The 25,575-nt window shown below is 64.3% G+C and carries 22 protein-coding genes and 1 riboswitch; of the genes, 5 read left to right on the top strand and 17 right to left on the bottom strand.

What is annotated here, in order from left to right; all coding sequences use genetic code 11:
- Window positions 1–19: 19 nt before the first annotated feature.
- From KXD86_RS12650 to cbiB, 6 genes are all read right to left on the bottom strand, one after another.
- Window positions 20–799 (bottom strand): ABC transporter ATP-binding protein, encoded by a 780-nt coding sequence (locus tag KXD86_RS12650; RefSeq protein ID WP_218636360.1) that lies wholly within the window; start codon window positions 797–799, stop codon window positions 20–22.
- Window positions 799–1,758 (bottom strand): FecCD family ABC transporter permease, encoded by a 960-nt coding sequence (locus tag KXD86_RS12645; RefSeq protein ID WP_218636831.1) that lies wholly within the window; start codon window positions 1,756–1,758, stop codon window positions 799–801. Before KXD86_RS12645 ends, KXD86_RS12650 begins: the two co-directional genes overlap by 1 nt.
- A gap of 30 nt (window positions 1,759–1,788) precedes the next feature.
- Window positions 1,789–2,682 carry a cobalamin-binding protein gene (locus tag KXD86_RS12640; protein ID WP_228739380.1) on the bottom strand — a complete coding sequence of 298 codons (894 nt, stop codon included), beginning with the start codon at window positions 2,680–2,682 and terminating at the stop codon, window positions 1,789–1,791.
- A 54-nt stretch (window positions 2,683–2,736) separates the two neighbouring features.
- Window positions 2,737–4,605 carry a TonB-dependent receptor domain-containing protein gene (locus KXD86_RS12635; protein ID WP_228739576.1) on the bottom strand — a complete coding sequence of 623 codons (1,869 nt, stop codon included), beginning with the start codon at window positions 4,603–4,605 and terminating at the stop codon, window positions 2,737–2,739.
- A gap of 130 nt (window positions 4,606–4,735) precedes the next feature.
- Window positions 4,736–4,953, bottom strand: a riboswitch (cobalamin riboswitch).
- Window positions 4,954–4,968: 15 nt separating this feature from the next.
- Complete coding sequence (cobD, locus tag KXD86_RS12630) at window positions 4,969–5,997, bottom strand: threonine-phosphate decarboxylase CobD (RefSeq protein ID WP_218636359.1); 1,029 nt, start codon at window positions 5,995–5,997, stop codon at window positions 4,969–4,971.
- Window positions 5,994–6,929: an adenosylcobinamide-phosphate synthase CbiB gene (gene cbiB, locus KXD86_RS12625; RefSeq protein ID WP_228739379.1), complete on the bottom strand. Its 936-nt coding sequence runs from the start codon at window positions 6,927–6,929 to the stop codon at window positions 5,994–5,996. The genes cobD and cbiB overlap by 4 nt, the downstream gene beginning before the upstream one ends.
- 124 nt (window positions 6,930–7,053) lie before the next feature.
- On the opposite strand from cbiB, the gene cobT reads away from it, so the two are divergent.
- Entirely contained in the window at window positions 7,054–8,109 is a 1,056-nt protein-coding gene (gene cobT, locus KXD86_RS12620) for a nicotinate-nucleotide--dimethylbenzimidazole phosphoribosyltransferase (protein WP_218636358.1), read from the top strand.
- A gap of 3 nt (window positions 8,110–8,112) precedes the next feature.
- On the top strand, window positions 8,113–8,739 hold the full coding sequence (locus KXD86_RS12615) for a histidine phosphatase family protein (protein ID WP_218636357.1): 627 nt from the start codon (window positions 8,113–8,115) through the stop codon (window positions 8,737–8,739).
- On the opposite strand, the gene cobU is transcribed toward KXD86_RS12615, so the two are convergent.
- Complete coding sequence (gene cobU / locus KXD86_RS12610; protein ID WP_218636356.1) at window positions 8,736–9,281, bottom strand: bifunctional adenosylcobinamide kinase/adenosylcobinamide-phosphate guanylyltransferase; 546 nt, start codon at window positions 9,279–9,281, stop codon at window positions 8,736–8,738. The two genes, KXD86_RS12615 and cobU, sit on opposite strands and share 4 nt — an antisense overlap.
- Before the next feature lie 154 nt (window positions 9,282–9,435).
- Between cobU and KXD86_RS12605 the strand changes: the two genes are divergently transcribed.
- Together KXD86_RS12605 and KXD86_RS12600 are read left to right on the top strand one after the other, a co-directional pair.
- Complete coding sequence (locus KXD86_RS12605) at window positions 9,436–11,313, top strand: putative nucleotidyltransferase substrate binding domain-containing protein (RefSeq protein WP_218636355.1); 1,878 nt, start codon at window positions 9,436–9,438, stop codon at window positions 11,311–11,313.
- The gene (locus tag KXD86_RS12600; protein WP_218636354.1) at window positions 11,303–12,028 is read left to right on the top strand and encodes a 3'-5' exonuclease; all 726 of its coding nucleotides are present in this window, start codon (window positions 11,303–11,305) and stop codon (window positions 12,026–12,028) included. Before KXD86_RS12605 ends, KXD86_RS12600 begins: the two co-directional genes overlap by 11 nt.
- Here KXD86_RS12600 and msrB read toward each other — a convergent pair.
- From msrB to KXD86_RS12575, 5 genes are all read right to left on the bottom strand, one after another.
- Window positions 12,025–13,200 carry a peptide-methionine (R)-S-oxide reductase MsrB gene (gene msrB / locus KXD86_RS12595; protein ID WP_218636353.1) on the bottom strand — a complete coding sequence of 392 codons (1,176 nt, stop codon included), beginning with the start codon at window positions 13,198–13,200 and terminating at the stop codon, window positions 12,025–12,027. The genes KXD86_RS12600 and msrB overlap by 4 nt on opposite strands.
- A 99-nt stretch (window positions 13,201–13,299) precedes the next feature.
- Window positions 13,300–14,775: a sensor histidine kinase gene (locus tag KXD86_RS12590; protein WP_218636352.1), complete on the bottom strand. Its 1,476-nt coding sequence runs from the start codon at window positions 14,773–14,775 to the stop codon at window positions 13,300–13,302.
- Window positions 14,776–14,778: 3 nt separating this feature from the next.
- Window positions 14,779–15,480, bottom strand: a complete 702-nt coding sequence (locus KXD86_RS12585; RefSeq protein ID WP_218636351.1) for a response regulator transcription factor — start codon at window positions 15,478–15,480, stop codon at window positions 14,779–14,781.
- A 35-nt stretch (window positions 15,481–15,515) separates the two neighbouring features.
- Entirely contained in the window at window positions 15,516–15,806 is a 291-nt protein-coding gene (locus KXD86_RS12580; protein WP_218636350.1) for a hypothetical protein, read from the bottom strand.
- Between the two features lie 176 nt (window positions 15,807–15,982).
- On the bottom strand, window positions 15,983–16,966 hold the full coding sequence (locus KXD86_RS12575) for an NAD(P)H-dependent flavin oxidoreductase (RefSeq protein ID WP_218636349.1): 984 nt from the start codon (window positions 16,964–16,966) through the stop codon (window positions 15,983–15,985).
- A gap of 55 nt (window positions 16,967–17,021) precedes the next feature.
- On the opposite strand from KXD86_RS12575, the gene KXD86_RS12570 reads away from it, so the two are divergent.
- Window positions 17,022–17,603: a QsdR family transcriptional regulator gene (locus KXD86_RS12570; protein WP_312846289.1), complete on the top strand. Its 582-nt coding sequence runs from the start codon at window positions 17,022–17,024 to the stop codon at window positions 17,601–17,603.
- A 123-nt stretch (window positions 17,604–17,726) separates the two neighbouring features.
- Here the strand turns inward: KXD86_RS12570 and KXD86_RS12565 are convergent, their stop codons facing one another.
- The 5 genes from KXD86_RS12565 to KXD86_RS12545 are packed head-to-tail and all read right to left on the bottom strand — an operon-like array spanning window position 17,727 to window position 25,403.
- On the bottom strand, window positions 17,727–19,142 hold the full coding sequence (locus tag KXD86_RS12565; protein WP_218636348.1) for an aldehyde dehydrogenase family protein: 1,416 nt from the start codon (window positions 19,140–19,142) through the stop codon (window positions 17,727–17,729).
- A 15-nt stretch (window positions 19,143–19,157) separates the two neighbouring features.
- Window positions 19,158–20,264, bottom strand: coding sequence for a zinc-binding dehydrogenase (locus KXD86_RS12560; RefSeq protein WP_218636347.1), 1,107 nt, complete (start codon window positions 20,262–20,264; stop codon window positions 19,158–19,160).
- Window positions 20,265–20,292: 28 nt separating this feature from the next.
- On the bottom strand, window positions 20,293–22,095 hold the full coding sequence (locus tag KXD86_RS12555; protein WP_218636346.1) for an acyl-CoA dehydrogenase: 1,803 nt from the start codon (window positions 22,093–22,095) through the stop codon (window positions 20,293–20,295).
- A gap of 9 nt (window positions 22,096–22,104) precedes the next feature.
- Window positions 22,105–23,289 carry an acetyl-CoA C-acyltransferase gene (locus KXD86_RS12550; RefSeq protein WP_218636345.1) on the bottom strand — a complete coding sequence of 395 codons (1,185 nt, stop codon included), beginning with the start codon at window positions 23,287–23,289 and terminating at the stop codon, window positions 22,105–22,107.
- A 20-nt stretch (window positions 23,290–23,309) separates the two neighbouring features.
- Window positions 23,310–25,403, bottom strand: a complete 2,094-nt coding sequence (locus KXD86_RS12545; protein WP_218636344.1) for a 3-hydroxyacyl-CoA dehydrogenase NAD-binding domain-containing protein — start codon at window positions 25,401–25,403, stop codon at window positions 23,310–23,312.
- Window positions 25,404–25,575 lie beyond the last annotated feature (172 nt).

The raw sequence follows: 25,575 nt of genomic DNA, 5'->3' as shown, positions 1-25,575 counted from the left end.
ATTGGTTGAAACAGGGGACTCAGTCCATAGCGGACCGGGCGGGCACGAATACCGGGGCGCCATCGGCCTCTACGGTGATCAGTTTCTGGCCGTACAGGCTTTCCAGGGCGTCGGGCACCAGCATACGGTCCGCGGGGCCCCAGCAGGCCTCGCCATTGGGGTACAGCAACAGGACGTGGTCACACCAGCGGGCTGCCAGGTTCAGGTCGTGCAAGCACATGAACACCGCGCGGCCGGCGCTGGCCAGCGACTTCAGCAATTGCATCACCGCCACCTGGTGATGCAGGTCAAGATGATTCGTGGGCTCATCCAGCAGCCACAGGGACGGATCCTGGGTCAGTACCGTGGCAATGGCGACGCGCTGACGCTCGCCCCCGGACAGGGTGTTCACGAGCCGGTCGGCCAGGTGCCCGACGTCCAGGCGTTCCAGTGCAGCCCGGGCCGTGGCCAGATCCTCTCCGGTTTCCATCTGCCAGGGCGACAACCAGGGATGCCGACCGATCAGCGCCGTCTCCAGCACGGTCGCCGGGAAACCGTCCTGACGTTCCTGGAACACCAGCCCCAGCTGTTGCGACACCAGGCGTCGGCGCAGGCTCGCCAGTGGCTGGTCGCCCAGGCACACCTGCCCATGGCGCGGGGCACGGAGGCCCGCCAGGGTGTGAAGCAGCGTGGTCTTTCCAGCGCCGTTCGGCCCCAGCACACCCCACATCTGCCCCGGCGCGACGGTCAATCCGAGCGGACTGCCATCGGCCCGATCCGGAATATCGATCACCAGCTCGTGGGTGTACAGGGCTTTCATCAGCGACTCCGGTACAGCAGATACAGGAACGTGGGTACACCCAGCAGCGCGGTGATGACCCCCACCGGCAACTGCTCGGGGGCAATCACCACCCGGGCCAGGGTATCCGCCAGCACCAGCAACGTGCCACCGGCCAGGGCACAGGCCGGCAGGATCAGCCGCTGATCGTTGCCGAGAACCAGGCGGAGCATGTGCGGCACCACCAGACCCACGAACCCGATACTGCCGGCGGTGGTCACCGCCGTTGCGGTCAGCAGGCTCGCGGCAATGTACACCAGCCACTCCAGCGGACGCACCGACACCCCGAGCACGGCCGCCTGCAGCGGCCCACGCGCCAGCACGTTCAGGCTCCGCCCCAGCGGCACCACCAGGACGCAGGCAGCCAGCAACAGCAGAAGAGCCGGCGCGGGCGAACGGGCGTAGGAGACGTCGCCCATCAGCCAGTACAGCATGCCCGGCAAGCGCTGGGCCGGGCTGACCGCGAGGATCAGGGTAATGATGGCGCCCCAGCCCGCCGCGACCACCACGCCCGTCAGCAACAACCGGGACGGGGTCCAGCTTCCGGTCCCGTGGGCAAGGCCAAACACCAAAAAGGTCGCCAGCAGGGCGCCGGCGAAGGCGGAACCGGACACGAGCATCCCGCCCACGCCCGCCAGCATGGCCAGCAGGGCACCAACGGCGGCGCCCCCGGACAGGCCCAGCACGTAGGGATCCGCCAGCGGATTCCGCAACAGAACCTGCATCAGCGCACCGGCCACCGCCAGTAGTCCACCGGTGGCGAAGGCAGCCAGCGTACGTGGCAGGCGAAGATCAAGAATCAGCGTCTGTTGCAGGTCGGTACCCTGGCCGGACAGCACGTCCAGAAGATCCGACAGCCCAACGCCGACACTGCCGACGCTGACCGACAGGCCAATGGCCGCCAGCCCGGCCAGGGCCAGCAGCCACAGCGGTCGGGCCACCGCGCGGGTCACCGGTGGGGCTCCCGGAGACTAGCGGCGGGCACGGGCGGTCTCCAGTTTTTCGCAGAACAGGCGGCTGCCCGCCAGCATGCGGGGCGTGGGCCGCTGAATCAGGGAAGGCGGCACGAAAAACAGGTTGTCCTGGCGGGTGGCCTGGAGCTCGGGAAAACCGGCCCAGCGCTGCAGCCAGTGGCGATTCTCCTCGCCCATACCGCCCGCCAGTATGGCCTCCGGGTCCGCTGCCAGCACCGCTTCGGTGCTGATCCGGGGCACCAGTCGGTCGAGATCGCCAAAGACATTGCGGCCGCCACACAGCGTGATCACCTTGCCGATCAGGTGCTCGTCGTTGACGGACATCAGCGGCTCATCCCACACCTGGTAGAACACCGGCACGGGCGGCGCGTCCTGATACCGGTCGCGCAGAGCGGCCATGCCCTGCCGGAAGGCCTCGGCCTCGGCAAAGCCCCTGGTTTCGGTACCGGCCAGGACGGCCAGCCGCTCGATGGCCGACGACACCCCCTCAAACGTTCGGGGTTCGATGGCGAAGACCGGCAGGCCCAGATCCGCCAGCGCTTCGAGCTGTTCCCGAGGGTTTCCGGTTACCCAACCTATCACCAGGTCCGGCCGCAGACTGACCAGAGCCTCCAGGTCCATCCGGGTATGGCTGCCCACCGACGGCACAGCCTTTGCCGCCTCCGGATAGTCGCTGTAGGCGACCACCGCGACCACATGGTCACCGGCACCCGCCGCCCACACCAGTTCGGTCGCGCCCGGAGACAACGCGGCAATGCGCCGGGCCGGTTCGGGCAGGCAGATCCGGCGGTCGGTGTCATCCACGGCACAGACCTCGGCACCGGCAACCCCGGGCATCAGCCACGGCAGCAGCGCCATCATCGTCAACCGGAACCACCTGTTGGTCAGCATCCAGGGTTTCACCTGCCTGTTCTGGCCTGCGGCCATTTTGTCATCCCGTTCGAATCAGAGTTCATACCGAATCGACGCCATGGCGGTCCGGCCAGCCGACAGGTATCGGCGGCCATCGAATCGCTCAGCGGTGGCGTAGGTCCGATCGAACACGTCGGTCACACTCAGCTTGCCCGTCCAGTCGGGGGCGAAGCGCCAGATCGCGCGAAGGTCCAGTGTGCCATAACCCGGCAGTCGCTTGGTGTTGGCCGCATCATCATAGCGATAGCCCTCGGCCACCAGGGTGCCACCCAGGGTCCAGGTGTCGATGTCACGGTCGATGTCCAGTCGCGCGCCCTGCCCACTGCGACGACGCAGGCGATTGTCGGTGCTGGCATCGCGGGCATCAGTCAGTGTCAGCGCCAGATAGGTCCGCCAGCCGTCCCGTTCGAAACCGGCGCCCAGCTCCAGGCCGCGAATTTCCGCCTCGTTGACATTTTCCGGACGCAGGTTGCCGGCGCCATCATCGGAGAGCGCAATCAGATTATCGATGTCCAGCTGATACGCCGCCACGTCCCAGAACCAGTCCGGGTAGCGCCCGCTGAAGCCCAGCTCCACGGTGCTGCTTTCCTCGGGTTTCAGGTCGGGATTACCGGCGTAGGAGCCACCGAAGGAATAGGTTTCCAGGGGGTAGTAGAGATCGTTGAACGTGGGCGCGCGAAATGCGGTGCCGTAACTGACGCGAACCCGGTGCGAACGGTCAAAGGCATGGCCGAGGGCCACACCGCCGGTTTCCTCGCGCCCATAGGCTTCGTTGTCGTCACCGCGCAGACTGACCTGGACATCGGTCGGCCCGAAATTCAGGCGCAACTGGCCAAACAGTGCCGCGTTGGTGCGACTGGTCTCGTCGAAGCTGGTGCTCGATTTGACTTCATCCGAGGACAGTTCCGTGCCCAGCACCAGCTCGTGCACGTCGCGGGTAAAGGTATTTTCCCAGCGCGCGGTGCGGGTGCGGGTGTTGAAGACCGAATCGGCAAAGGCATCGTTCGCGGTTTCCTGCTCGTCCCGCGCCTCGTTCAGATCAATGCGGGTGCGCCAGTAGTCGCTCAGTGGCGTGTCCAGGGAGAAGCCGACCGCCCGAAGTGTGAAGTCGGTGTTGCCGCCCTCGAATTCGGTGTTGCCCTGGGACTCGAACACCGATAACCCGGCCTTACCGCCATTGGGCAGCGTATGACTGAGGCGGGCGACCCCCGCATTGTTCCGGAATCCGCGGTCCTCTCCCCCCTCGATCAGCTCGGTACCGTCCGTGGTTTTATGCACGCCACTCACGCTCAGATTGGTGACGCCGTCACCCAGGCTCACGCCCGCCGCACCTTTGCGGGTATCGAAACTGCCACCGCCGGCTTCAACCCAGCCGGTCTGGCCTGCATCGGGTCTGAGGGTAAACGCCTGAATCACACCACCGACCGCATCGGCACCGTAAAGACTGCTGCGGGGCCCCCGCACAATCTCAACCCGCTCGATCAGTTCCTTGGGCACGTACTGCCAGGGCGCGCCGCCACTGGTGGCCGACCGGATCCGGATACCGTCAAGCAGCAGCACGGTCGAGTCGTTGGAGGTGCCACGGGTGAACACACTGGTATTTTTGCCAAACGCCCCGTTGGAAACAACCGTCACACCCGGTTGGCCCCGGAGCAGGTCCGCGAACTCGTTGGGTGCCTGTTTCTCGACGGTTTCCTCGTCCAGCACGGTCACCGAGGAGAGGCTCTCGCCTACCGTCCGCGGGCCGAGCGTGGCCGTCACAACAATGGGATCAAGCTCGCTGGCCTCACCGGAGGCGGACGCCTGCTGGGCGATCACAGGGGCGGAAAACAGGGGCAGGGAACACAGGACCAGGCCAGCCCCGAATGCGGACTGACTGTCTTTCAGGAAAACCATAATCATACTCACTCACACGCCGCACGCACCCGTGCGGGGATTCTTGTCAAATCGCGTGGGGCGAGTCTGGTCGGCAGGTGGGTAAGGGTTGTCATGGGCCAGAGAGGCTGTCACCCACCGCCGTCGCCCTCCGCAACGTCTGGTGTGTAAACAGGCCGGTCTCCGGGCTTATGAGCGGTGCGGCCAAGCGCACTGCGGTGATCGCCTTCCCATGCCTGGGCACAGTGGCGCACTCGATCACCGTTAACTCACATACCGTTGCGGGGGCAGCGCCGGACTCTCACCGGCTTCCCGTTTCACCCCGGCAATGTCGGCAGAACATCGCCTCGGGGCACCTGAAAACGAGCGGCAAGGCTAGCAATCGGTTACTCAGTGGTCAATGACAAAAGACACCCCCCGGAGACTTCGGGCAAGTTTTTGCCAATCCGATTCGGTGCCCGGCAGCCCCAGCCTCAGCGCACCCGGCCGGTCAAAGTGGCGTACCAGCACGCCCTGCTCCGCCAGTGCTACCTGCAGGCGGTCCGCGTTCGAATGCCGGAGGTAGCGGAACAGCAGCGTGCCCTGGGTGCCGGGCAAGCCGACCTCGGCGAGCAGTCCGCCCAGGCGCTGCGACGCCCCCTGCAGGAACGTTTCGGCGTCGTTCTGCCAACGGGTATCCCGCAGCGCCCGCGCCATCACGAAGCGGGCGGGACCGCTGAGCGACCAGGGACCGAGCAAGGCACTGAGGGCTTCACCGATAACCCCGTCGGTCAGGACCGCACCGGCTCGAACCCCCGCCAGCCCGAAAAACTTTCCAAGGGACTTGAGCACCACCAGCCCGGGTTGGCCCGACACAGGCGCAAGGCTGGCGCTATCCCGGGCGGTCAGGAAGGCCTCGTCAACGACCAACCAGCCTCCGCGCGACTGCAGGCGCGCCAGCCAGCCCAGCATCCGGTCGCGTTCGAGCCGAAGCCCGGTCGGGTTATTGGGGTTGATCCACACCACCACATCAAGCCCCTCCAGCCAGTCATCGCCGGCCGCCAGATCGGTGTCGGTGATCGCCCGAACCTCGTGGCCGGCACTGACCCAGCCGTGGGCGTGTTCGGCGTAACCGGGCTCGGGTACGCCAACGCGACAACGGCGGCGCAGGCGGGGCAGTGTCTGTATCGCCGCCTGGCTGCCGGGTACCGGAACGCAGACCGACGTTGTCGGAGCGCCGCACCAGTCCCGCACCACGTCCTCCAGGCCGTCATCATCGTCGGGCAGACGCTGCCAGACTGACGGGGGAATGACCGGCACCGGCCAGCCCAGCGGATTGATCCCGGTGGACAGGTCCAGCCACTGCTCCGGTGGACGGTTCCAGCGCCGGGCTGCCTCGATCAGCCGGCCGCCATGGTGTAATCGGGTCGGACCGTTCACCACACCAGCTCCCAAACGCCGACCATCAGAAGCAGGACAACGAGCCAGAGGCCGACACCACGCCGGACCATCCGGATGGCGTCCCGGATGGAACCCGCGGAGGGCTCGGCCCCGTTGCCGAGCCAGGGCCGGTCCTTGATTCCGGTGGCGTAGGACGCCGGGCCACCGAGGCGGACGGCCAGGGCGCCGGCACCGGCGGCCATGACGGGGCCGGCGTTCGGGCTGTCCCATAGCGGTGCCTGCGTGCGCCAGCAACGCCAGGCGTTGCGGGTATTGCCGAGAACGCTGTAGGTCAGGGCCGTCAACCGGGCGGGGACCCAGTTCATGGCATCGTCCAGTCGGGCGGCGCAACGGCCAAACCGGTCAAACCGCGGCGTCCGGTAACCCCACATGGCGTCCAGGGTGTTGACCATCCGATGCAGGACCACCCCGGGCAACCCCGCCACCAGAAACCAGAACAGACTGGCGAATACCGCGTCGGCCCCGTTCTCCAGCATCGACTCGGTGGCAGCCGCGGCCACCCCGGGTTCATCGAGGGCGGCGGCGTCGCGACTGACAATCCGGGCGACCTGCGCCCGGGCATCATCGAGCCGGTGTTCCTTGAGCGGGTGAGCCACGGCGAGGCCGTGCTCGGCAAGCCCCCGCAACGACAACGCCAACCAGAGTGCACCGGTTTCCACCACCAGCAACAGCGCCGGCGCCAGCGTTCGGGCAACGACCCAGAGCAGCAGGGTGATGGGAATCACCAGCGCCAGCGTGGCTGCGGCGCCCCGGGCAACCCCCGCCTGCCCGGACCGGTTGGCCCGACGCTCGATCCCGCCGGCCAATCGGCCAAAGCCGACCACGGGATGCCAGCGCCGGGGCTCACCCAGGCAGCGATCCAGCACCAGCGCGGCGGCACACACCGCCACCGATTCCACCACTCCGTTCAACACAGGCTCCCTAAGTCTCAGATTCCGTCGGGAGCGTCAGTCTACTCGACCCAACGCCAACCTTGACACCGTTTCGGCCCCGTTGGAGTATCGGGCGCCTGTTCAACCCGATTGGAATGACGCCATGCCCCTGCCCGACTGCTGGACCGCGCCCCTGCCCGCCACCGACGCCCATTACCGCGAACAGGCCCGCATGCGACAGTCTGTGCTGACCAAACCACCCGGGTCGCTGGGCACTCTGGAGCAGCTCGCCATCACCCTGAGCGGCCAGCAAGCGACGGCAACACCCGCAGTGGACCGCGTCCACATCGCCGTCTTTGCCGGTGATCACGGGGTCTGCGAGGAAGGGGTTTCCGCCTTCCCGCAGGCGGTGACGGCCCAGATGATTGCCAACTTTGCCCACGGCGGCGCTGCCATCAGCGTCCTGGCGAAGACCCTGGGCGCATCGCTGGAAGTGATCAACCTCGGAACCGTGGGCGACGTGCCGGCGGGACTCAACGGGGTGGTGGACGCCACCATCCTGCCCCAGACCCGTAACCTGGCCCTGGAACCGGCCATGACAGACACCGAGGTCGGAGCGGCCCTGACGGCCGGCGACCTCGCTGCCCAGCGGGCGGCAAGTGCCGGGACCCAGCTCTTCATCGCCGGCGACATGGGCATCGGCAACACCACGGCGGCCACGGCGTTGGCCTGCTGCCTGCTGAACCAGAATCCCGATGCCCTGTCCGGGCCCGGCACCGGGCTCGACGCCCGGGGCGTCTGCCACAAAGCCGAGGTCATCAAACGGGCCCTGGGCCGCCATGGCGCGGACCGTACCCCCATGCATGCCCTCGCCTCCCTCGGCGGCCTGGAAATTGCCGCCATCGCCGGCGCGATTCTGGGGGCTGCGGCCCGACGGATTCCCGTGCTGATTGACGGTTACATTGTGTCGGTGGCCGCGCTGGTGGCGATCCGCCAGCAACCGGAACTGCGCCAGTGGCTGCATTTCGGGCACCAGTCCGCCGAGCCCGGCCACCGGCGGGTGCTGGATGCGCTCGAGGCCACGCCCCTGTTGTCACTGGGCATGCGCCTGGGTGAGGGCAGCGGCGCAGCCGTGGCCGTGCCCCTGATGCGTTCGGCCTGCGCCCTCCACAACGGCATGGCCAGTTTTGCCGACGCCGGCGTCAGCGACAGGAGTTAGGCCATGACCCGGGACAGCCAGCAGCCGACCGCCGAGACCTCATTCCTGGACCTGATCCGTCACGGTGAGCCCGAAGGGGGCCCGATGTTCCGGGGCAGTCAGGACGATCCCTTGAGCGAGACCGGCTGGCGACAGATGCGCGCCGCCATCTCCGACAGCGATGACTGGGACGCGGTGTTGACCTCACCGCTGCAACGCTGCCGCCAGTTTGCCGAGGAGGTCGCCGGCCAGCGCGGTCTGCCACTGTATGTCGAGCCGGATCTGCGGGAAGTAAGCTTTGGCGCCTGGGAGGGCCGGACGTCCCAACAGATCCTGACCGACTTCGGCGACCAGTTGAACGCGTTCTGGAACGATCCCACCTCCACCACCCCGCCCGATGGCGAGCCGATTGCGACGTTCTATGATCGGGTGACCCGTGCAGCGGAGCTCTGGCAGCGCCGGCTGGCCGGCCAGCGGGTGCTGGTGGTGTGCCACGGCGGTGTGATCCGGATGCTGCTGTCGGATGTCCTTCACATTCCGTTATCACGCTCGTTCGCAGGCTTTGCGGTTCCGTACGCCTGTCGCAGCCTGATCCGTCTCGACCAGAGCGAGCACGGGCTGTTGCGCAGCCTGCTCCGTCACGGCAGCTAGAGAGCGGGCCATTTGAGCACCTGGGGCAAACCAGCCACCGACAGCACCACGCGGTGACACCGGGCTGCCAGCGCCTGGTTCAGCCAACCCAGTTCGTCGGCAAAGCGACGGGTTAACGGGTCCATGCCAATGGTGCCCAGCCCCACTTCATTGCTGACGATCGCCACCGGCGCCGGGTAGTCCGTCAACGTCTCGAGAAACCGGTTGCGTTCGAACTCAAGCACCCCCTCGCCGGCAAACAGCAGGTTGCTGACCCACAGGCTCATGCAATCAATCAGCAAGCCGGGCGGATGGTCCGACCCCGCCTGGGTCTCCAGCACCCCGGCCAGGTGCAACGGTTCCTCCACCACCCCCCAATGTTCGGGTCGGCCCTCTCGATGACGGGCGATCCGCAGGGCCATTTCATCGTCGCCGGCGGTCGCCGTCGCGACGTAGGTGGCCCTGTCCCAGGTGGTTGCCACGGACTCCGCCAGGGCGGTCTTGCCGGATCGGATACCGCCCAAGACCAGGGTGTGAGCGGTTGCCTGCGTGCCTGTGTTCATACTGCGGATTCCTTTGAAGCGTCCGTGATGGATGACGAAATCATGTCACGGAGCGCGGTTTCGAAACCAGACGTTTTGCCGGATGGTTACTGCCTGTCCCCCCTGCTATATTCGATAACCAAACCATTGCCTTAGCCAATTACCAGGGAGCGTTATGCAGGCCGAGCTCATCGACATCCGCAATCACCTGGCCAATTTTCCGCCCTTTGACGAGATGCCCGAGGAGCTGCTGGATCGGGTTGTGGCCAGCATTGAGGTGGAATACTTTCGTGCCGGGAGCCCCATTCTCGAGTTCGGCAGCCCCAATCACTGGCTGTACTACATTCGCAGTGGTGCCGTGGAGATTTTCCGGCGTTCCGGCGAACTCTACAATCGCATCACCGAAGGCGACATCTTTGGCCAGTTTGGGCTGTTGATGCATCAGAAGGTCCGCTTTCCGGCCAAGGCCCTGGAAGATACCCTGGTGTATCGGATACCCGAGGAAACCTTCAAGTACCTCTTCGAAAATGACGACAACTTCGCCGATTTTGTGGAAGTTGAGGACAAATCGCGCCTGCGCTCGGCGCTGTCCCGGCGAGAAAAGTCGAACGAACTGATGACCTCCCGGGTGACCCGGCTGATCTCACGGGAGCCGGTGTCGGCGCCGTGCACCGTGCGGCTGCAGGAAGCGGCCCGGATCATGACCGACCAGGGGGTCTCGGCCCTGCTGCTGATGGAGGATCACGGCGATCACCCCCGGCTCAAGGGCATCATCACCGACCGGGACCTTCGGACCCGAGCCGTGACCGAAGCCCTGCCCTCGGAAACCCCGGTGTGCGACATCATGTCCGAAGACCTGATTACCATCCGCGCCAGCGCCTTCATCTTCGAGGCCATGCTCACCATGTTGCACAACAATGTGCACCACCTGCCGGTGATGGAGAAGAACGAGGTTCGCGGGGTCATCGCCCTGGCGGACATCGTCAAGTACGAGAGCCAGAGTAGCCTGTACCTGGTGAGCAACATCTACCACCAGCAGGACGTGGCCGGCCTGAAAAAGGTCAGCCGGGATGTGCGCGACAGCTTCGTCCGCATGGTCAACGAAGACGCCAACTCACACATGATCGGCAGCGCCATGGCCGGTATCGGACGCAGCTTTACCCAGCGCCTGCTGGAGCTCGGCGAGGAACAGCTCGGGCCGCCCCCGGTGCCCTACTGCTTCATGGCGCTCGGTTCCATGGCCCGGGACGAACAGCTGGTGGTTACGGACCAGGACAACGCCATGATCCTGGACGACAGCTTCGTGCCCAAGGAGCATGACGCCTACTTTCTCGCCCTCGCCAAGTTCGTCAGTGATGGCCTGGCGGAATGCGGCTATTCCTACTGCACCGGCGACATCATGGCCACCAACCAGAAGTGGCGCCAGCCGCTGAGCGTGTGGAAAGACTACTTCATCGACTGGATCGAAAACCCCAAGGCCGAAGCCCTGCTGAACAGCAACATCTTCTTCGATCTCGACGGCATCCATGGCAAGACCGCCTTTGCCGAGGAACTCAAGGCACTGGTGGCGGAGAGGGCCAGCAACAGTCAGCGCTTCCTGACCCTTTTGGCCCGCAATGCCCTGAACCGGACGCCACCGATCGGCTTCTTCCGGAGCTTTGTGCTCGAGGAAGATGGCCAACAACGCAAGACGTTCAACCTTAAACGCCGGGGTACCGCTCCGCTGTCCGATCTCATTCGCGTTCACGCCCTGGCCTGCGGATCCAGGGCCCAGAACTCCTTCGAGCGCCTCAGGGCCATCGGCAAGACCAAGCTGATCATGGATGACGACCTGGGCAACCTGCGCGACGCCCTGGAGTTCATCGCCATCGTCCGCATCCGCCACCAGGCAATCGCCATCGAGGAGGGCCGTGAACCGGACAACAACGTGCGACCGGAGGACCTGTCGCCGTTCGAGCGCAGCCACCTGAAAGATGCCTTCCAGGTGGTAAGCAACGCCCAGAAATTCCTCCGGTTCCGCTACAACGCGGGGGTGGGCCGGAATGTCCAGTAAGCCCGTCAGCGAAGCAACGGACCCCGGCAACTGGCCCGAGCGGTACCGGGCGCTGGCACAGGACGCGCGCAGCCCACTGCTCAAGGAATTCTATGAGGCCGGGTGCGTGGCGCCGGATACCCCCCTGGCAGAGGTGCCGATGGTGGCCCTGGATTTTGAAACCACCGGCCTGGATCCGAGTCAGCACTCGATCGTCAGCGTGGGCATGGTGCCCTTCAGCCTGAACGGGATTCAGCTGGGCGCCGCCCGGCACTGGGTGGTGCGCCCGAAACTCCCCCTGCATCAGGCCTCGGTGGAGATTCATGGCATTACCCACGCCGACATCGCTCACGCGCCGGACCTCTCGGAAATTCTGGAATGGATTTTCGGCTTGCTGAAGGGGCGGGTTCCGGTGGTGCACTACCGCAACATTGAACGCCAGTTTATGGACGTTGCCCTGAAGTGGCGATTGGGTGAGGGCATCCGTTTTCCGGTGCTGGACACCATGGCCATTGAAGCCCACCTGCATCCGGACCGCCACCCATCCCGATGGCAGCGGTGGCTGGGCAAGCAGCCCATCTCGATCCGGCTCAGTGACAGCCGCGCCCGGTACGGGCTGCCGCACTACGCGGCCCACAACGCCCTGATCGACGCCATTGCGACGGCGGAGCTGCTACAGGCGCAGATTCACCACCACTTCAGCCCGCAAACGCCGATCAGGGAACTCTGGCTCTAGATGTTCTGACCGCCGGTCACCTCGTCGATGTACTCGCCGTAGCCACGGGCCTCCATCTCGTCCAGCGGGATGAATTCCAGGGCCGCCGAGTTCATGCAATAGCGCAGACCGGTCGGTGCCGGGCCGTCATCGAACACATGCCCCAGGTGCGAATCGGCATAGCGGCTGCGAATCTCGGTGCGGGTGCTGAAGAAGGATTTGTCCTCCCGCTCGACCACCGCATCGTTGCTGATTGGCCGGGTGAAGCTGGGCCAGCCAGTGCCCGACTTGTACTTGTCCCGGGAGGAAAACAGCGGCTCACCGGAGACAATGTCCACATACAGCCCCGGTTGCTTGTTATCCCAGTAGCGGTTGTGGAACGCGCGCTCGGTGCCGTCCTCCTGGGTAACCTCGTACTGGATATCCGTGAGACGTTGCTTGAGCGCCGCCTGGTCCGGCTTCACAAAGCGTTCCGGATCAAAGCCATTGCCCGCCTTGCCGGCTTTCATCGCGCCCGGCTGAAACCGGGAGAAATCCAGCTCGTAGTCCTCGCCATACACCTTCTCAATGAACTGGTAGCGGCCGGAATTGAACGTGTAGAAGTTGTAGCGCAGGGGATTCTTCTTGTAGTAGTCCTGGTGATACTTCTCCGCCGGGTAAAAGGCATCCAGCGGCACGATCTCGATCACGACCGGTTTGTCATAGACACCGGACGCCTGAAGCTCGGCCTTGGCGGCCTCCGCCAGACGCTTCTGCTCCGCATCGTGGTAGAAGATGGCCGGACGGTACTGTTTGCCCCGGTCCACGAACTGGCCATTGGCATCGGTCGGATCCATGATGCGCCAGAGTCCCTGCAGCAACCCTTCGTAGGTCATCTGATCCGGATCGTAATACACCTGTACGGCCTCGGTATGGCCGGTGGAACCGGACGACACCTGCTTGTACGTCGGATTCGCCTCGTCACCCCCGGCGTAGCCGGAGACGGCTTCCACCACCCCCGGGATTTTTTCGTAGCCGGCCTCCACACACCAGAAGCAGCCACCGGCGAAGGTCGCGACGGCCAGATCCGGATTATCCGGTGCGTATTCGCTGGTTTGCGCGGCGTGCTTGTCCGCCGTGGCGTAGGCCGCGAACAGGGCGCCTGCAGAGCCGATCACCAGAGCGGTGGCAATTCCTATCATCTTGCGTTTCATTGGAAGTCTCCTGTGAATGATTCCATGCTGCCAGCGTATCGCCGTGGCTTCACGAAAACGTTCAAAGACTATTACGAATCTATAACGGCGCGGATTTATTCATTGCCCGGGCAGCCAGACCCGGAATTCGGCACCGGCCGAGGCGCCGTTCTGCACCGAGATGCGGCCTTTCTGGAGTTCCGCCATGCGTTGGGCAATGGCCAGCCCCAGACCGGCATGGCCCGTGCGGGCGGCGCCGGAGGCCTGGTAGAAGGGTTCAAACAGGTGCTCCAGGTCAGCGGCGTCGATGCCGGGGCCGGCGTCGGTGACGGCGATGCAGGCCCCCCCGTCGCTGCGCTCCACCGCCAGGGTGACGCGGCTGTCCGCCGGGGCGTGACCGATGGCGTTGCTGATCAGGTTGTCGAGGATGCGTTCGGTCATGGCAATGTCTGCGTTCACCATCACCGCGTCGGCGCCGACGATCTCGAGGGATACCGCCGCGCGCTCCGCCTCGGGCTGGTGTTTCTGGACCACGTCATGGACCAGTTCGGCAATCATGCAGGGTTCCGGAGCGGGCTGCTTTTCCCGGGCCTCCAGCGCCGCCAGCTCGAACAGCTCGTCCACCAGCCGGCCCAGCCGATGGGTTTCCGCCAGCGCCACCTTCAGGAAACGCCCCCGTTCTGTGGGGCTCAGGTCCGCCTGCTTCAACTGCAGGGCCTCGAGGTACCCCTGAATCGACGCCAGCGGCGTGCGCAGGTCGTGGGAGACCTGGGCCACCAGCTGGCGCCGCTGATGGTCCTTGTCCTTGAGCAAATCCAGCTGGGCGGCAATGCGACGGGCCATCTGGTCAAAGCGCTCGGTCAGGTAATCAATGTCGTCACCCCGGGCCGGAACCCGATCGAGCGTCTCGGCCACGACCGCACCCGCATCGCCGGCCTCGAAACTCTCCACCCGCTCGGTCAGTCGCGACAGCCGGCGTGTAAGCAGCCGGAAAAACACCAGCCCCGCCAGCAGCCCGACAAACAGACTTACCGCCAGGGCACCGGCACCCATCTGCAGCAGCCGGTCACTGTGCACCATGCTCTCGGCGGTGTCGTATTCCTCGCCGCGCAGCACCACATAGAGATAGCCAGAGGGATTCACGTCGGACGGCACCGGCGTCACCGAGAAGACCTTGCGCCGGTCGTGGCTGCGCGGATCGTCCCCCGGCAGCGGGTAGGCCGTCGGGTCGGAGAGCAGGGTCCGGATCGGCGCCAGGGATACCCGGTTGCGTTTGATTTTGTCCGGATCCGCGGAGTAGGAGAGGATCTGCCCCTCGCGATCGAGCAGGTAAATCTCAATGCTGGGGTTGATGGTCATGTAGAGATCGAAGAGCTCTTTGAGGGCATTGCGATTGAGCTTGCCATCGGTCACCAGGTTACGGTCAGAGACCAGGTTGCTGGCCAGATCCCGGTTGAGTTCCTGATTGACCGCCGCGGTGTACTCCCGCACCGAGTACAGGCTCAGCACGGTAAACAGCCCGCCGACGATCACCAGCAGCAGGAACAGGCCCAGGGCCAGCCGGGCATAGAGGGTTCGGAACACCGACAGCGCCATGGGTCAGTCCATGAACCGGTAACCGACGCCCCAGACGGTCTGGACGTAGCGGGGTTCGGCCGGATCGGCCTCGATTTTGTTGCGGAGCCGGTTGATGTGGGTGTTCACGGTGTGCTCGTAGCCCTCGTGGTTGTAGCCCCAGACCGAATCCAGCAGTTGGGCCCGGCTGAAGACCCGCCCGCGATGACTGGCGAAATGCCAGAGCAGGTCAAATTCCCGGGCGGTGAGTTCCACTTCCTGATCCTGGACATACACCCGCCGGCGAATCGGGTCTATCCGCAGGCCGTCCACCTCCAGCAGTTCCGCCTCTGCGCGGGTTTCCTCGCGCGCAGACAGGGCATCGACCCGGCGGAACAGGGCCTTGATGCGCGCCGCCAGTTCCGCCACGCTGAACGGCTTGGTCAGGTAATCGTCGGCCCCCATTTCCAGCCCCAGAACCCGGTCCAGCTCGGTGCTCTTGGCGGTCAGCATCAGCACCGGAACATAGCCCGGGCTGGAGCGGATCTCACGGCACACCGCGAGCCCGTCCATGCCCGGCAGCATCAGGTCCAGGATCACAAGGTCCACGCCGCCCTGACGAAACCGCTCAAGGCCATCGTCACCGCGATCGACGAGAATCGCCTGCATACCCAGGTCGGTCACCTGCATGCGCACAAGCTCACCGATGCCCGGGTTGTCCTCAATGATCAGTACGGTTCGTGTCATGGTCTCCTGGCTCTGATCCGGTACAAACGCACCAGTTACTCCATGGTGTCCTGATCGTCCATGGTGTCTTTGTCCATGGACATGTCGTCGCTCTTCATGGTGTCCATGCTCCCGGACTCCATGGTGTCCTCTTTCATACCGTGCCCCATGTCATCAGCCATGTCATCCTTTTCCATGCTCTCGCCGGACATGCCTTGCTCGGACATGCCCTGTTCCATGGTGTCGTCCTTCATCATGCCCTCCTCGTCCTTCATCTCCTCGGCGACGGCCAACAACGGCGCCAGGCTCAGACTGGCAATGGCAAGCATTCGGGTCAGGTGTTTCATCGTGATCTCTCCGTGTTGTTCATCAAGTTAGTGCCGGCTTCGTACCGGCAACACGGACAGGATGGCAAGACCGGCTCACGGTCGGATCACGACCCGGTAAAGAGTGTATAGCGGAAATATCACAAAACCATCACGCCCGAGCGGGAAGCCACGGGCGTGATCGGGCGGGCGGCCAATCAGGACTGGGCCAGGAAGCCGGTGAGCCGCTCCCGGACGATGGCCTCAGCATCGGCCATGATGCGGTTGATCAGGTCTTCGCAGGTGGGGATGTCATGGATCAGGCCCGCCACCATGCCACAGCTCCAGGCGGCCTCGTTCATCTTGCCTTCCTGCAGCACCAGCCGGCCCTTGACGCCGGTCACCAGATGCCGGATGTCGTCAATGGTCTCGGCTTCGCCCTTCTCCCGCTCGATGCGGATGATCTCCTCCACCGCCGCGTTGTTCATCACCCGCTCGGTGTTGCGCAGGTTGCGCATGATCAGCCGGGTCTGGAGTTCATCGGCCTCAAGGATGGCCTGCTTGACGTTGTCGTGGATCGGCGCGTCCCTGGTTGCCAGGAAGCGCGTGCCCATGTTCATGCCCTCGGCACCCAGGGCCATGGCCGCCACCAGGCTGCGGCCGTCGGCCATGCCCCCGGAGGCCACAAACGGAATGCTCAACTCCTCGGCCGCCCGGGGCAGCAGAATGAAGTTGGGGATATCGTCCTCACCCGGGTGGCCACCGCACTCAAAGCCGTCAACACTGGCGGCGTCGCACCCGATGGACTCGGCTTTCAGGGCGTGACGCACCGAGGTGCACTTGTGGATCACCTTGATGCCCGCCGCCTTGAGCTGGGGCATGTACTGTTCGGGGCTGCGACCGGCGGTTTCCACCGCCTTGACCCCACCGTCGATGATGGCGTCGATATACTCGGGATAGGGAGGCGCCTTGAAAGAGGGCAGGAAGGTCAGGTTCACGCCGAACGGCTGGTCCGTCATCTGCCGGCAGCGGGCAATTTCCCGGGCCAGGTCCTCCGGCGTCGGTTGGGTGAGCCCGGTGATCATGCCGAGCCCGCCGGCGTTTGACACCGCCGACGCCAGTTCCGCATAGCCGACGTGGTGCATACCGCCCTGGATAATCGGATAACGGATACCGAACAGTTCGGTGATTCGGGTGTTCATAGCGGGTTTCCTGTTTTGTCGTTAGAATGAATCCAAACTCCGGCACGAGGTTTCAGTGACAGAGAAAACAACAACCAGAGCGACACCGGCCGACGCCTTCAAACGGGCCCGGCGCATGTGGCTCAAGGGTGAGCGCATTCACCTTGCATCCTTGTCTGACGAGCTCAATATTGGTCGTGCCACACTGTTTCGCTGGGTCGGAAACAAGGATCTCCTGATCGGGGAAGTGCTCTGGTCGCTTTACGAGCCCTTGCGGTTGGAGGCGCTCTCATCCACGCCCGGGCAAGGCGTCGACTTCGTCGTCGGCGTATACCGGCGGATCAATTCCACCATCCTGCACTTCGAGCCCCTGCGCCGGTTTATCAACCAGGATCCGGAATACGCCCTGAAGATCCTGACGTCCTCACAATCCACGTTGCACAGCCGGACCGTGGAGGCCAACACCCGGATTCTGAAGGACCAGGTCGCCTCCGGTTACATCAGCCCGCCGATGAACATCGAGAGCCTGTCCTACTTCATGGTGCGGCTGGCCGAATCCTGCCTGTACAGCGACATCATCGGCGGGCGCGAGCCCCGGGACGAAGAGCTGGAAGACGCCTGCACGGCTGTTCGGATCCTGCTTGGCGGTAAAGCCTGATTCCGGAGCTTGGCCCCCGCGGCGCGGTACCTTTTCTTTTGGGAAAAACAACTCGCTGCGCTCAGACATCTTTTTCCCGACAGAAAAGGTACCCCACCCCAGGGGCCGAGCGGACTTCGGGCGTTAAAGCTGGAGTGAGCGCACTTCCAGGAATTCCTCCAGGCCCCATTTGCCGAATTCGCGGCCAATGCCGGAGTGGCCGAAGCCGCCGAACGGTGCCTGCGGGTTGAAGGCACCGCCGTTGACGGTGACCTGCCCCGTGCGCAGCTTGCTCGCGACCTTCTTCGCCTTGTCCTGATCCGCCGACCAGACCGCACCCGACAGCCCGTATTCGGTGCCGTTGGCGATGCGAATGGCGTCGGCTTCATCCTGGTAGGGAATGATGCTCAGCACCGGGCCGAAGATCTCTTCCTGGGCGATGCGGCTGTCCGGTTTAACGTTGCCGAACACCGTAGCTTTCACGAAGTAGCCCTGATCACAACCTTCCGGGGCCTCGGGGCCGCCGGCCACCAGGGTGGCGCCTTCCTCGATGCCGAGACGGATGTAATCGAACACCCGGTCGCGCTGCTGGGCAGAGGCCAGCGGGCCGAGGCGGGTGGTTTCTTCCAGGGGGTTACCCGGGGTCATCTTTGCCACCGCGGCCGCCGCCAGTTCACAGGCCTCATCGTGCTGATCGGCCGGGACCAGCAACCGGGTCAGGGCCGTACAGGTCTGGCCGGAGTTCAGCAGGCAGTTGTTCACCGTGCCTTTCACCGCGGCACCGAGATCGGCGTCGGGCAGCACCACCGAGGCCGATTTGCCGCCCATCTCCAGGGCAATGCGCTTGAAATCGTCGGCGGCGGCGTGGGCAATGAGGTTGCCGGTGCGGGTGGAGCCGGTGAACGACACCATGCGCACGTCCGGATGCTTGATCAGGGTGTCGCCCACGGTCTGGCCCAGACCACAGACCAGATTGAAGACGCCTTTCGGCAGATCCGTACCATCCAGGATTTCGGCCAGAATGTACGCGCTCTGTGGCGCGATTTCCGAGGGCTTCAGGACCACGGTGCAGCCGGCGGCGATGGCCGGGACGATTTTCAGGATGACCTGGTGCAGGGGATAATTCCACGGGGTGATGCAACCCACCACGCCCACCGGGGCGTACTGCACTTCCGAGGTACCGGACTGCTCACTGAAGGCGAAGTCCGGCAACAGCTTCAGGTAGCTTTTGGTGATGGTTGCGGGCAGACCGGCCTGGATCGCGGTGGCCAGCTTGATCGGCATCCCCACTTCCCGGCAGATGGTTTCGGCGATTTCGCCACTGCGCTCTTTCAACCCGGCATGAAGCTGTTCGAGCACCTTGATGCGCTGCTCCAGGGTGCTTTCCGACCAGGATTCAAAGGCGCGATCGGCGGCGGCGATGGCCTGTTCCATTTCTTCCCGGCCAGAGGAGGGCACCCGGGCAATGACCTCGCCGGTCCCGGCTTCGTGGACGTCCAGGGTGTCGCCGCTCCAGTCCACCCATTGCCCGTTGATGTAGTTCCTGCTCAGATCGTTCATTCGGTTCCTCCTGACTCAGTCAAAGACAATCACGCCGCGGGCGTTCTTGCCGGCCACCATATCATCGAACGCCTGGGCGGCATCCTCGATCGGGTAGGTGCGGGTGATCAGTTCGTCGAGCTTCAGTTTGCCGGCCTGGTAGAGACCCAGAATACGCGGGAAATCATGCTGCGGCCGTGCCGAACCCAGCCAGCTGCCCTTCAGGGTCCGTTCGTCGGCGGGCAGGGTCAGCGTGGTCACGGAGGTCTTGTCCTTGGGATCGGCAACGCCCACGACCACCGCGGTACCGCCGCGGCCGAGACTCTTGTACGCCTGTTCCACCACGGGACCGGCACCGACGCACTCGAAGGCGTAATCGACACCGCCGGTCAGTTTCTTGACCGCGCGGGCGGGATCATCCACCTCGTTGATGTTCACGGTGTGGGTGGCACCGAACTCCTTTGCCATTGCCAGTTTCCGGTCGTTGCTGTCCACCGCCACGATCATCTCGGCGCCGGCCGTGGCGCAACCCTGGACGGCGTTCAGTCCAACACCTCCGATCCCGAACACGGCCGCCCGGGAACCCGGCTCCAGCTTGGCGGTGTTGAACACCGCACCCACCCCGGTCATGACCGCACACCCCACCAGGGCGGCGTTCTGCATCGGCACCTTGTCGTCCACTTTGACGCAGTTATCGACGTGCATGGTGGCGTATTCCGCCATCACGCCGCAGGCCCCGAACACGTTGAGTGGTTCGCCCTGGCTGCCTTTGGTGCGGACCGTCCCGTCGGGCAGGGTAAACATGGCCTTGCGGGCGTGTTCGCATAGGACCGGACGGCCCCGGACACACTGGCGACATTTGCCGCACATGGAGATGAAGGAGCTGACCACGTGGTCGCCTTCCTGGAAATCGGTGACACCTTCGCCCACTTCGACCACCACGCCGGCGGCTTCGTGACCGAGGACCAGGGGTGGCGGATACGGGATCTTGCCGGTGGTCGCGGAGAGATCGCTGTGGCAAACCCCGCAGGCGGCGATCTTGATGGTGATTTCACCCCGCTTCGGCCCTTCGACGGTGATGGTCTCGACCTGAACGGGCTGCCCCCATTCCCGGCAGACCACGGCCTTCGCTTGTCTGTCCATTCGCTTCAAACTCCCGTGCTAGTGCGTGTCAGAACTGTTCGTCCACCATATCCAGCGCAGTGGTATCCACGGCCCGCAGCAACTCCGCCGTGCTGATCACGCTGGGCAATTCGTACCGGGTAAAGTAGTCGCAAACCCTCACTTTACCCTCATAGAATTCCGGCGTCTGCTCACCTTTACCGGCCAGACCGGACAGGGCCCGGAGAGCCTGGCGCAGCCAGAGCCAGCCCACGACCACATGGCCAAAGGCGTCGAGGTACAGGGTGGCGTTGGCCAGCGCCTTCTCGGGGTTACCGCGTTGTTTTTCGCCGTTGATGGCGTCGGTTGCCGCCGCCATGGCACGCATCGCCACGTCGAGCCGATCCGCCGATTCCGTCAGCCGGGCGTGTTGCCGGGCCTCAGCCAGGCTCGCCTCCATGCGACGCATGAGTTCGTGGTAGTGCTCACCGCCAGCCATGGAGACTTTGCGCCCCAACAGGTCCAGCCCCTGGATGCCGTGCGTGCCCTCGTGAATCGGGTTCAGCCGGTTGTCCCGGTAGAACTGCTCCACCGGGTATTCCCGGGTATAGCCATAGCCGCCATGAACCTGGATGGCAAGGCTGTTGGCCTCCAGGCAGTAGCGGGACGGCCAGGACTTGATCACCGGCGTCAACAGGTCCAGCAGGCCGGCGGCCCGCTGGCGTTCAGCCTCGGTGGCCGCGTACTTCTTCTCGTCCACCAGCATGGCCCCCTGAAGGCACAGGGCAAGACCTCCTTCCACGTAGGCCTTCTGGGCCAGCAGCATTCGACGGATATCGGCGTGACGAATCAGCGGCACCTGCTCGGTGGCCGGATCTTTCTCACCGACGGGCCGGCCCTGGCGCCGCTCCCGGGCGTAGTCCAGGGCGTGAAGGTAACCGGTGTACCCGAGCATGACCGAGCCAAGCCCGACCCCGATGCGGGCCTCGTTCATCATGTGGAACATGGCGGCCAGACCCTGGTGAGGCTCGCCCACCAGGTAGCCGACGGCACCGTGTCGTTCGCCAAAGTTGAGCATGGTCGAGGTGGTGCCCCGGTAGCCCATCTTGTGGATCAGACCCGCCAGGGCCACGTCGTTACGTGCCCCGAGGCTGCCATCCTCGTTGACCAGGAACTTGGGCACCAGGAACAGGGAAATACCCTTCACGCCGGGTGGCGCGTCCGGCAACCGCGCCAGCACCATGTGAATGATGTTGTCACTCAGTTCGTGATCGCCACCGGAGATGTAGATTTTGCTGCCGAACAACCGGTAGCTGCTGTCGGCCTGGGGCTCGGCGCGGGTGCGGAGATCCCCCAGGGAGGAGCCAGCCTGGGGTTCGGTCAGGCACATGGTGCCGAAGAAGCGACCGGCCATCATCGGTTCGGCGTAGCGTTGCTGCTGGGCCTCCGAGCCCTGCACCATGATCAGGTTGGCGGCGGCGATGGTCAGGCCGGCGTAGCCCTGGGTGCCGACGTTCGCCCCCTTGAGCAGACCAACGCACATCTGGGCGACGGCCGCCGGCAACTGCATGCCCCCGCGCTCGTAATCCTGACTGGCGGCCATCAGTCCGGTGTCCCGAAGCACATCGAGGGCGCGCTTCACCTCCGGCCGCATCACCACCCGGCCCTGCTCGAACCGGGGTTCTTCCTCGTCCACCAGCCGGGCGTGGGGCGCAAATTCCTCCGCCGCCACTGTCAGGGCCAGGTCGAGGGCGGCCTGCAGGGTCTCCCGGCTGTGATCGGCATAACGATCAAACCCCAGAACCCGTTCGACGTCGTGCAGCTCAAACAGCTGGAACGCCAGATCGGCGGGGTTGATGATCTTCTGCTGCATGTAGCCCCCTTACACCACCTCGAACAGGCCGGCGGCGCCCTGGCCACCGCCAATGCACATGGTGACCACCACGTACCGTGCCCCGCGACGCTTGCCCTCGATCAGGGCATGGCCGGTCAGACGGGAACCGGTCACGCCATAGGGGTGCCCCACCGCAATGGAACCGCCGTTGACGTTGAGCTTGTCCATGGGAATGCCAAGCCGGTCGCGGCAATACACCACCTGGGACGCGAAAGCCTCGTTCAGCTCCCACAGATCGATGTCGTCCATGGTCAGGCCATTGCGCTGCAGCAGGCGCGGAATCGCGAATACCGGGCCGATGCCCATTTCATCCGGTTCGCAGCCGGCGACCGCGAAGCCACGGAAAATGCCCATGGGTTCGATGTTGTTCTTCTCGGCGTAAGTGCTGTTCATCACCGTACACACCGAGGCGCCGTCGGACAGCTGGCTGGCGTTGCCGGCGGTGACAAACTGCCCCTCCCCGCGTACCGGATCCAGGCCCTGAAGACCGTCAAGCGTGGTGTTCGGCCGATTACACTCGTCCCGGTTCAGGGTCACGTCTCTCGGGCTGACCTCACCGGTTTCCCGGTCCTTCACCAGCATGGTCGCCTCAAACGGCACGATTTCGTCATTGAAACGGCCTGCCTCCTGGGCGGCCGCCGTGCGTTGCTGGGACACCAGGGCGTACTCGTCCTGGGATTCCCGGCTGACCTTGTAGCGCTGGGCCACGATGTCCGCGGTTTCGATCATCGACAGGTACAGCTCGGGCTTGTGCTTCATCAACCAGTCATTGGTGGCGTGGAAGCTGTTGAGCTTGTCGTTCTGAACCAGGGAAATGGATTCCACACCGCCGGCCACCATCGCCGGCACTTTCTCCGACACCACCCGCTGGGCGGCGATGGCAATGGACTGGAGCCCGGAACTGCAGAACCGGTTGATCGACAGGCCCGCCGTCGTCACCGGCAGGCCGCCGCGGATCGCGGCCAGGCGGGCCATGTTCTTGCCCTGGGCGCCCTCGTGAAAGGTCGCGCCCAGGATGACGTCTTCAACCACGTGCGGGTCAACGCCGGCGCGCTCAACGGCGTGGCGGATCACGTGGCCGGCCAGGTCGATACTGTGGGTGTTATTGAGGGCACCCCGATAGGACTTCCCCAGGCCGGTACGCGCGGTGGAAACAATGACTGCATCAGACATAACAACTTACCCCAATAGAGTTACAGATCTCCGAAGGACTTGCGCTCGGCAACCAGCGTCTTCAGCAGGGCAGACGGTTTCCACTGGTCCCCAGCCAGCTCGTCGGAATACTTCTGCACCGCCTCAAGGATGGTGTCGAGGCCCAACTGGTCGGCCCAGAACATGGGGCCACCCCGGTATGCGGGAAAGCCGTAGCCGTAGATCCACACCACATCAATATCCAGGGCGCGGTCGGCAATGCCCTCCTCGAGGATCTTGGCGCCTTCGTTGATCATCACGAACATGCAGCGTTCGAGAATTTCCAGCTCGGAGATGTCACGGGGCTTGATGCCCTGCTCCTTACGGAAGTCGGCGATGATGGCGTCCACCTCCGGATCGGGAATGGGCTTGCGGCTGCCCTCCTCATAACGGTACACACCGGCCATGGTCTTCTGGCCGAGACGATCCTGCTCCACCAGTTTGTCCATCCAGCTGGCGGGCACGTCTTCCCCCGCGTTGCGGCGCTCTTCGCGAATGCGGTAGCCAACGTCAATACCGGCAAGATCCGACATCGCAAACTGCCCCATGGGGTAGCCCAGATCGGTCAGCACCTTGTCCACCTGCTGCGGTGTGGCACCTTCGTTAACCAGCGACATGGCCTCGGCACCGCGCTTGTGCAGCATGCGGTTGCCGACAAAGCCGTAGCAGTTGCCGACCAGCACACCCACCTTTTTGATCTTCTTGGCCACCGCCATCACCGTGGCCTTGACCTCGTCGGAGGTCTTGCTGCCACGGACGTTCTCCAGCAGCTTCATGACGTTCGCCGGACTGAAGAAATGCATGCCGACCACGTCCTCCGGGCGCTGAGTGGCCGAGGCGATCTCATCGATATCCAGGGTCGAGGTATTGGATGCGAGAATGGCTCCGGGCTTACACACGGCATCCAGTTTGGCGAAGATTTCCTTTTTGATCGCCATGTTCTCGAACACGGCCTCGATGACCAGGTCGACCTCTTTGAAGTCGTCGTAGGTCAGGCTGCCGGTGATCAGCGCCATCCGCTCTTCCACCTGCTGCTGACTGATGCGCCCCTTCTTGGCCGAGTTCTCGTAGTTCTTTCGGATAATGGCCAGTCCCTTGTCCAGGGCTTCCTGTTTGACTTCAACGATGGTGACGGGGATGCCAACGTTGGCGAAATTCATGGCAATACCGCCACCCATGGTGCCGGCGCCGATGATACCCACACTGCCGATCTCGCGAACCGGCGTATCCTTGGCCAGCCCTTTGACCTTGGACACCTCGCGCTCGGCGAAAAAGGCGTGGATCAGGCCCGCCCGCTGGGGCGATTCCATGCATTCGGTGAACAGCTCACGCTCGCGCTTCATGCCTTCCTCGAAGGGCAGCTCAAACGCGGCCTGCACCGCATCGACACACTTGAACGGCGAGAACAGGCCGCGGGCCGTTTTCTCGAGGCTGGCTCGGAACTGATCGAACACGTCGCTGCCCTTGTCCGCCGCCAGCTTGTCGGTCAGGTCACGGACTCGGCGGGCCGGCTTGCCCTCATCGGCGATTTTCTGCGCGAATGCCAGGCCGGCGGCCTTGATGTCGTCGCCGTCGTCCACCGCATCAACAATGCCCAATTCGAGGGCCTCGCGGGCATCGACGAACTCACCGGTGGTGATCATTTCGAGGGCTTTCCTGGCCCCGGTCAGGCGCGGCAGACGCTGGGTACCGCCGGCACCGGGCAGGAGACCCAGCTTCACTTCCGGCAGCCCCACCCGGGCGCTGCTCAGGGCAATCCGATAGTGGCATCCGAGGGCCGTTTCCAGACCCCCCCCCAGAGCCGTACCGTGGATGGCGGCGACAATGGGTTTGTCACTGCTTTCGTAGCGGTCCATGACCTCCGGCAGTCCCGGCGACTGCAGGGGTTTGCCGAATTCGCGAATATCCGCACCGGCAATAAAGGTGCGCCCCTCGCACACCAGCAACAGCACCTGGGCGTCGGCATCGTTTTGACCCTGTTCCAGCGCCGCCAGCAGGCCGGAACGAACCGCGTGACTGAGGGCATTGACCGGTGGGTAGTTCACGGTGATCACGCCAACGGTGCCTTCACGGTTGTAAGTTACGACCTCAGACATAATCTCTCCTCGCCTAATATGGAATGTAGTTTTAACAAGCGAAACATGGGAACGATTTAATAGGAGTTTTTCGGGCGTTTCAACCACCAATTAAAGACCAGGCACAAAAAAACCGCAGAGTTTCCTCTGCGGTTTTCTGGCAAGCCCCGTGGCTACGGCACCATAGCGGTGC

This window comes from Marinobacter arenosus (assembly GCF_019264345.1).
GTDB classification, from domain to species: Bacteria; Pseudomonadota; Gammaproteobacteria; order Pseudomonadales; family Oleiphilaceae; genus Marinobacter; species Marinobacter arenosus.
Note: the sequence above shows the minus strand (reverse complement) of the source record. Positions and strands in the feature narration are given on the sequence as shown.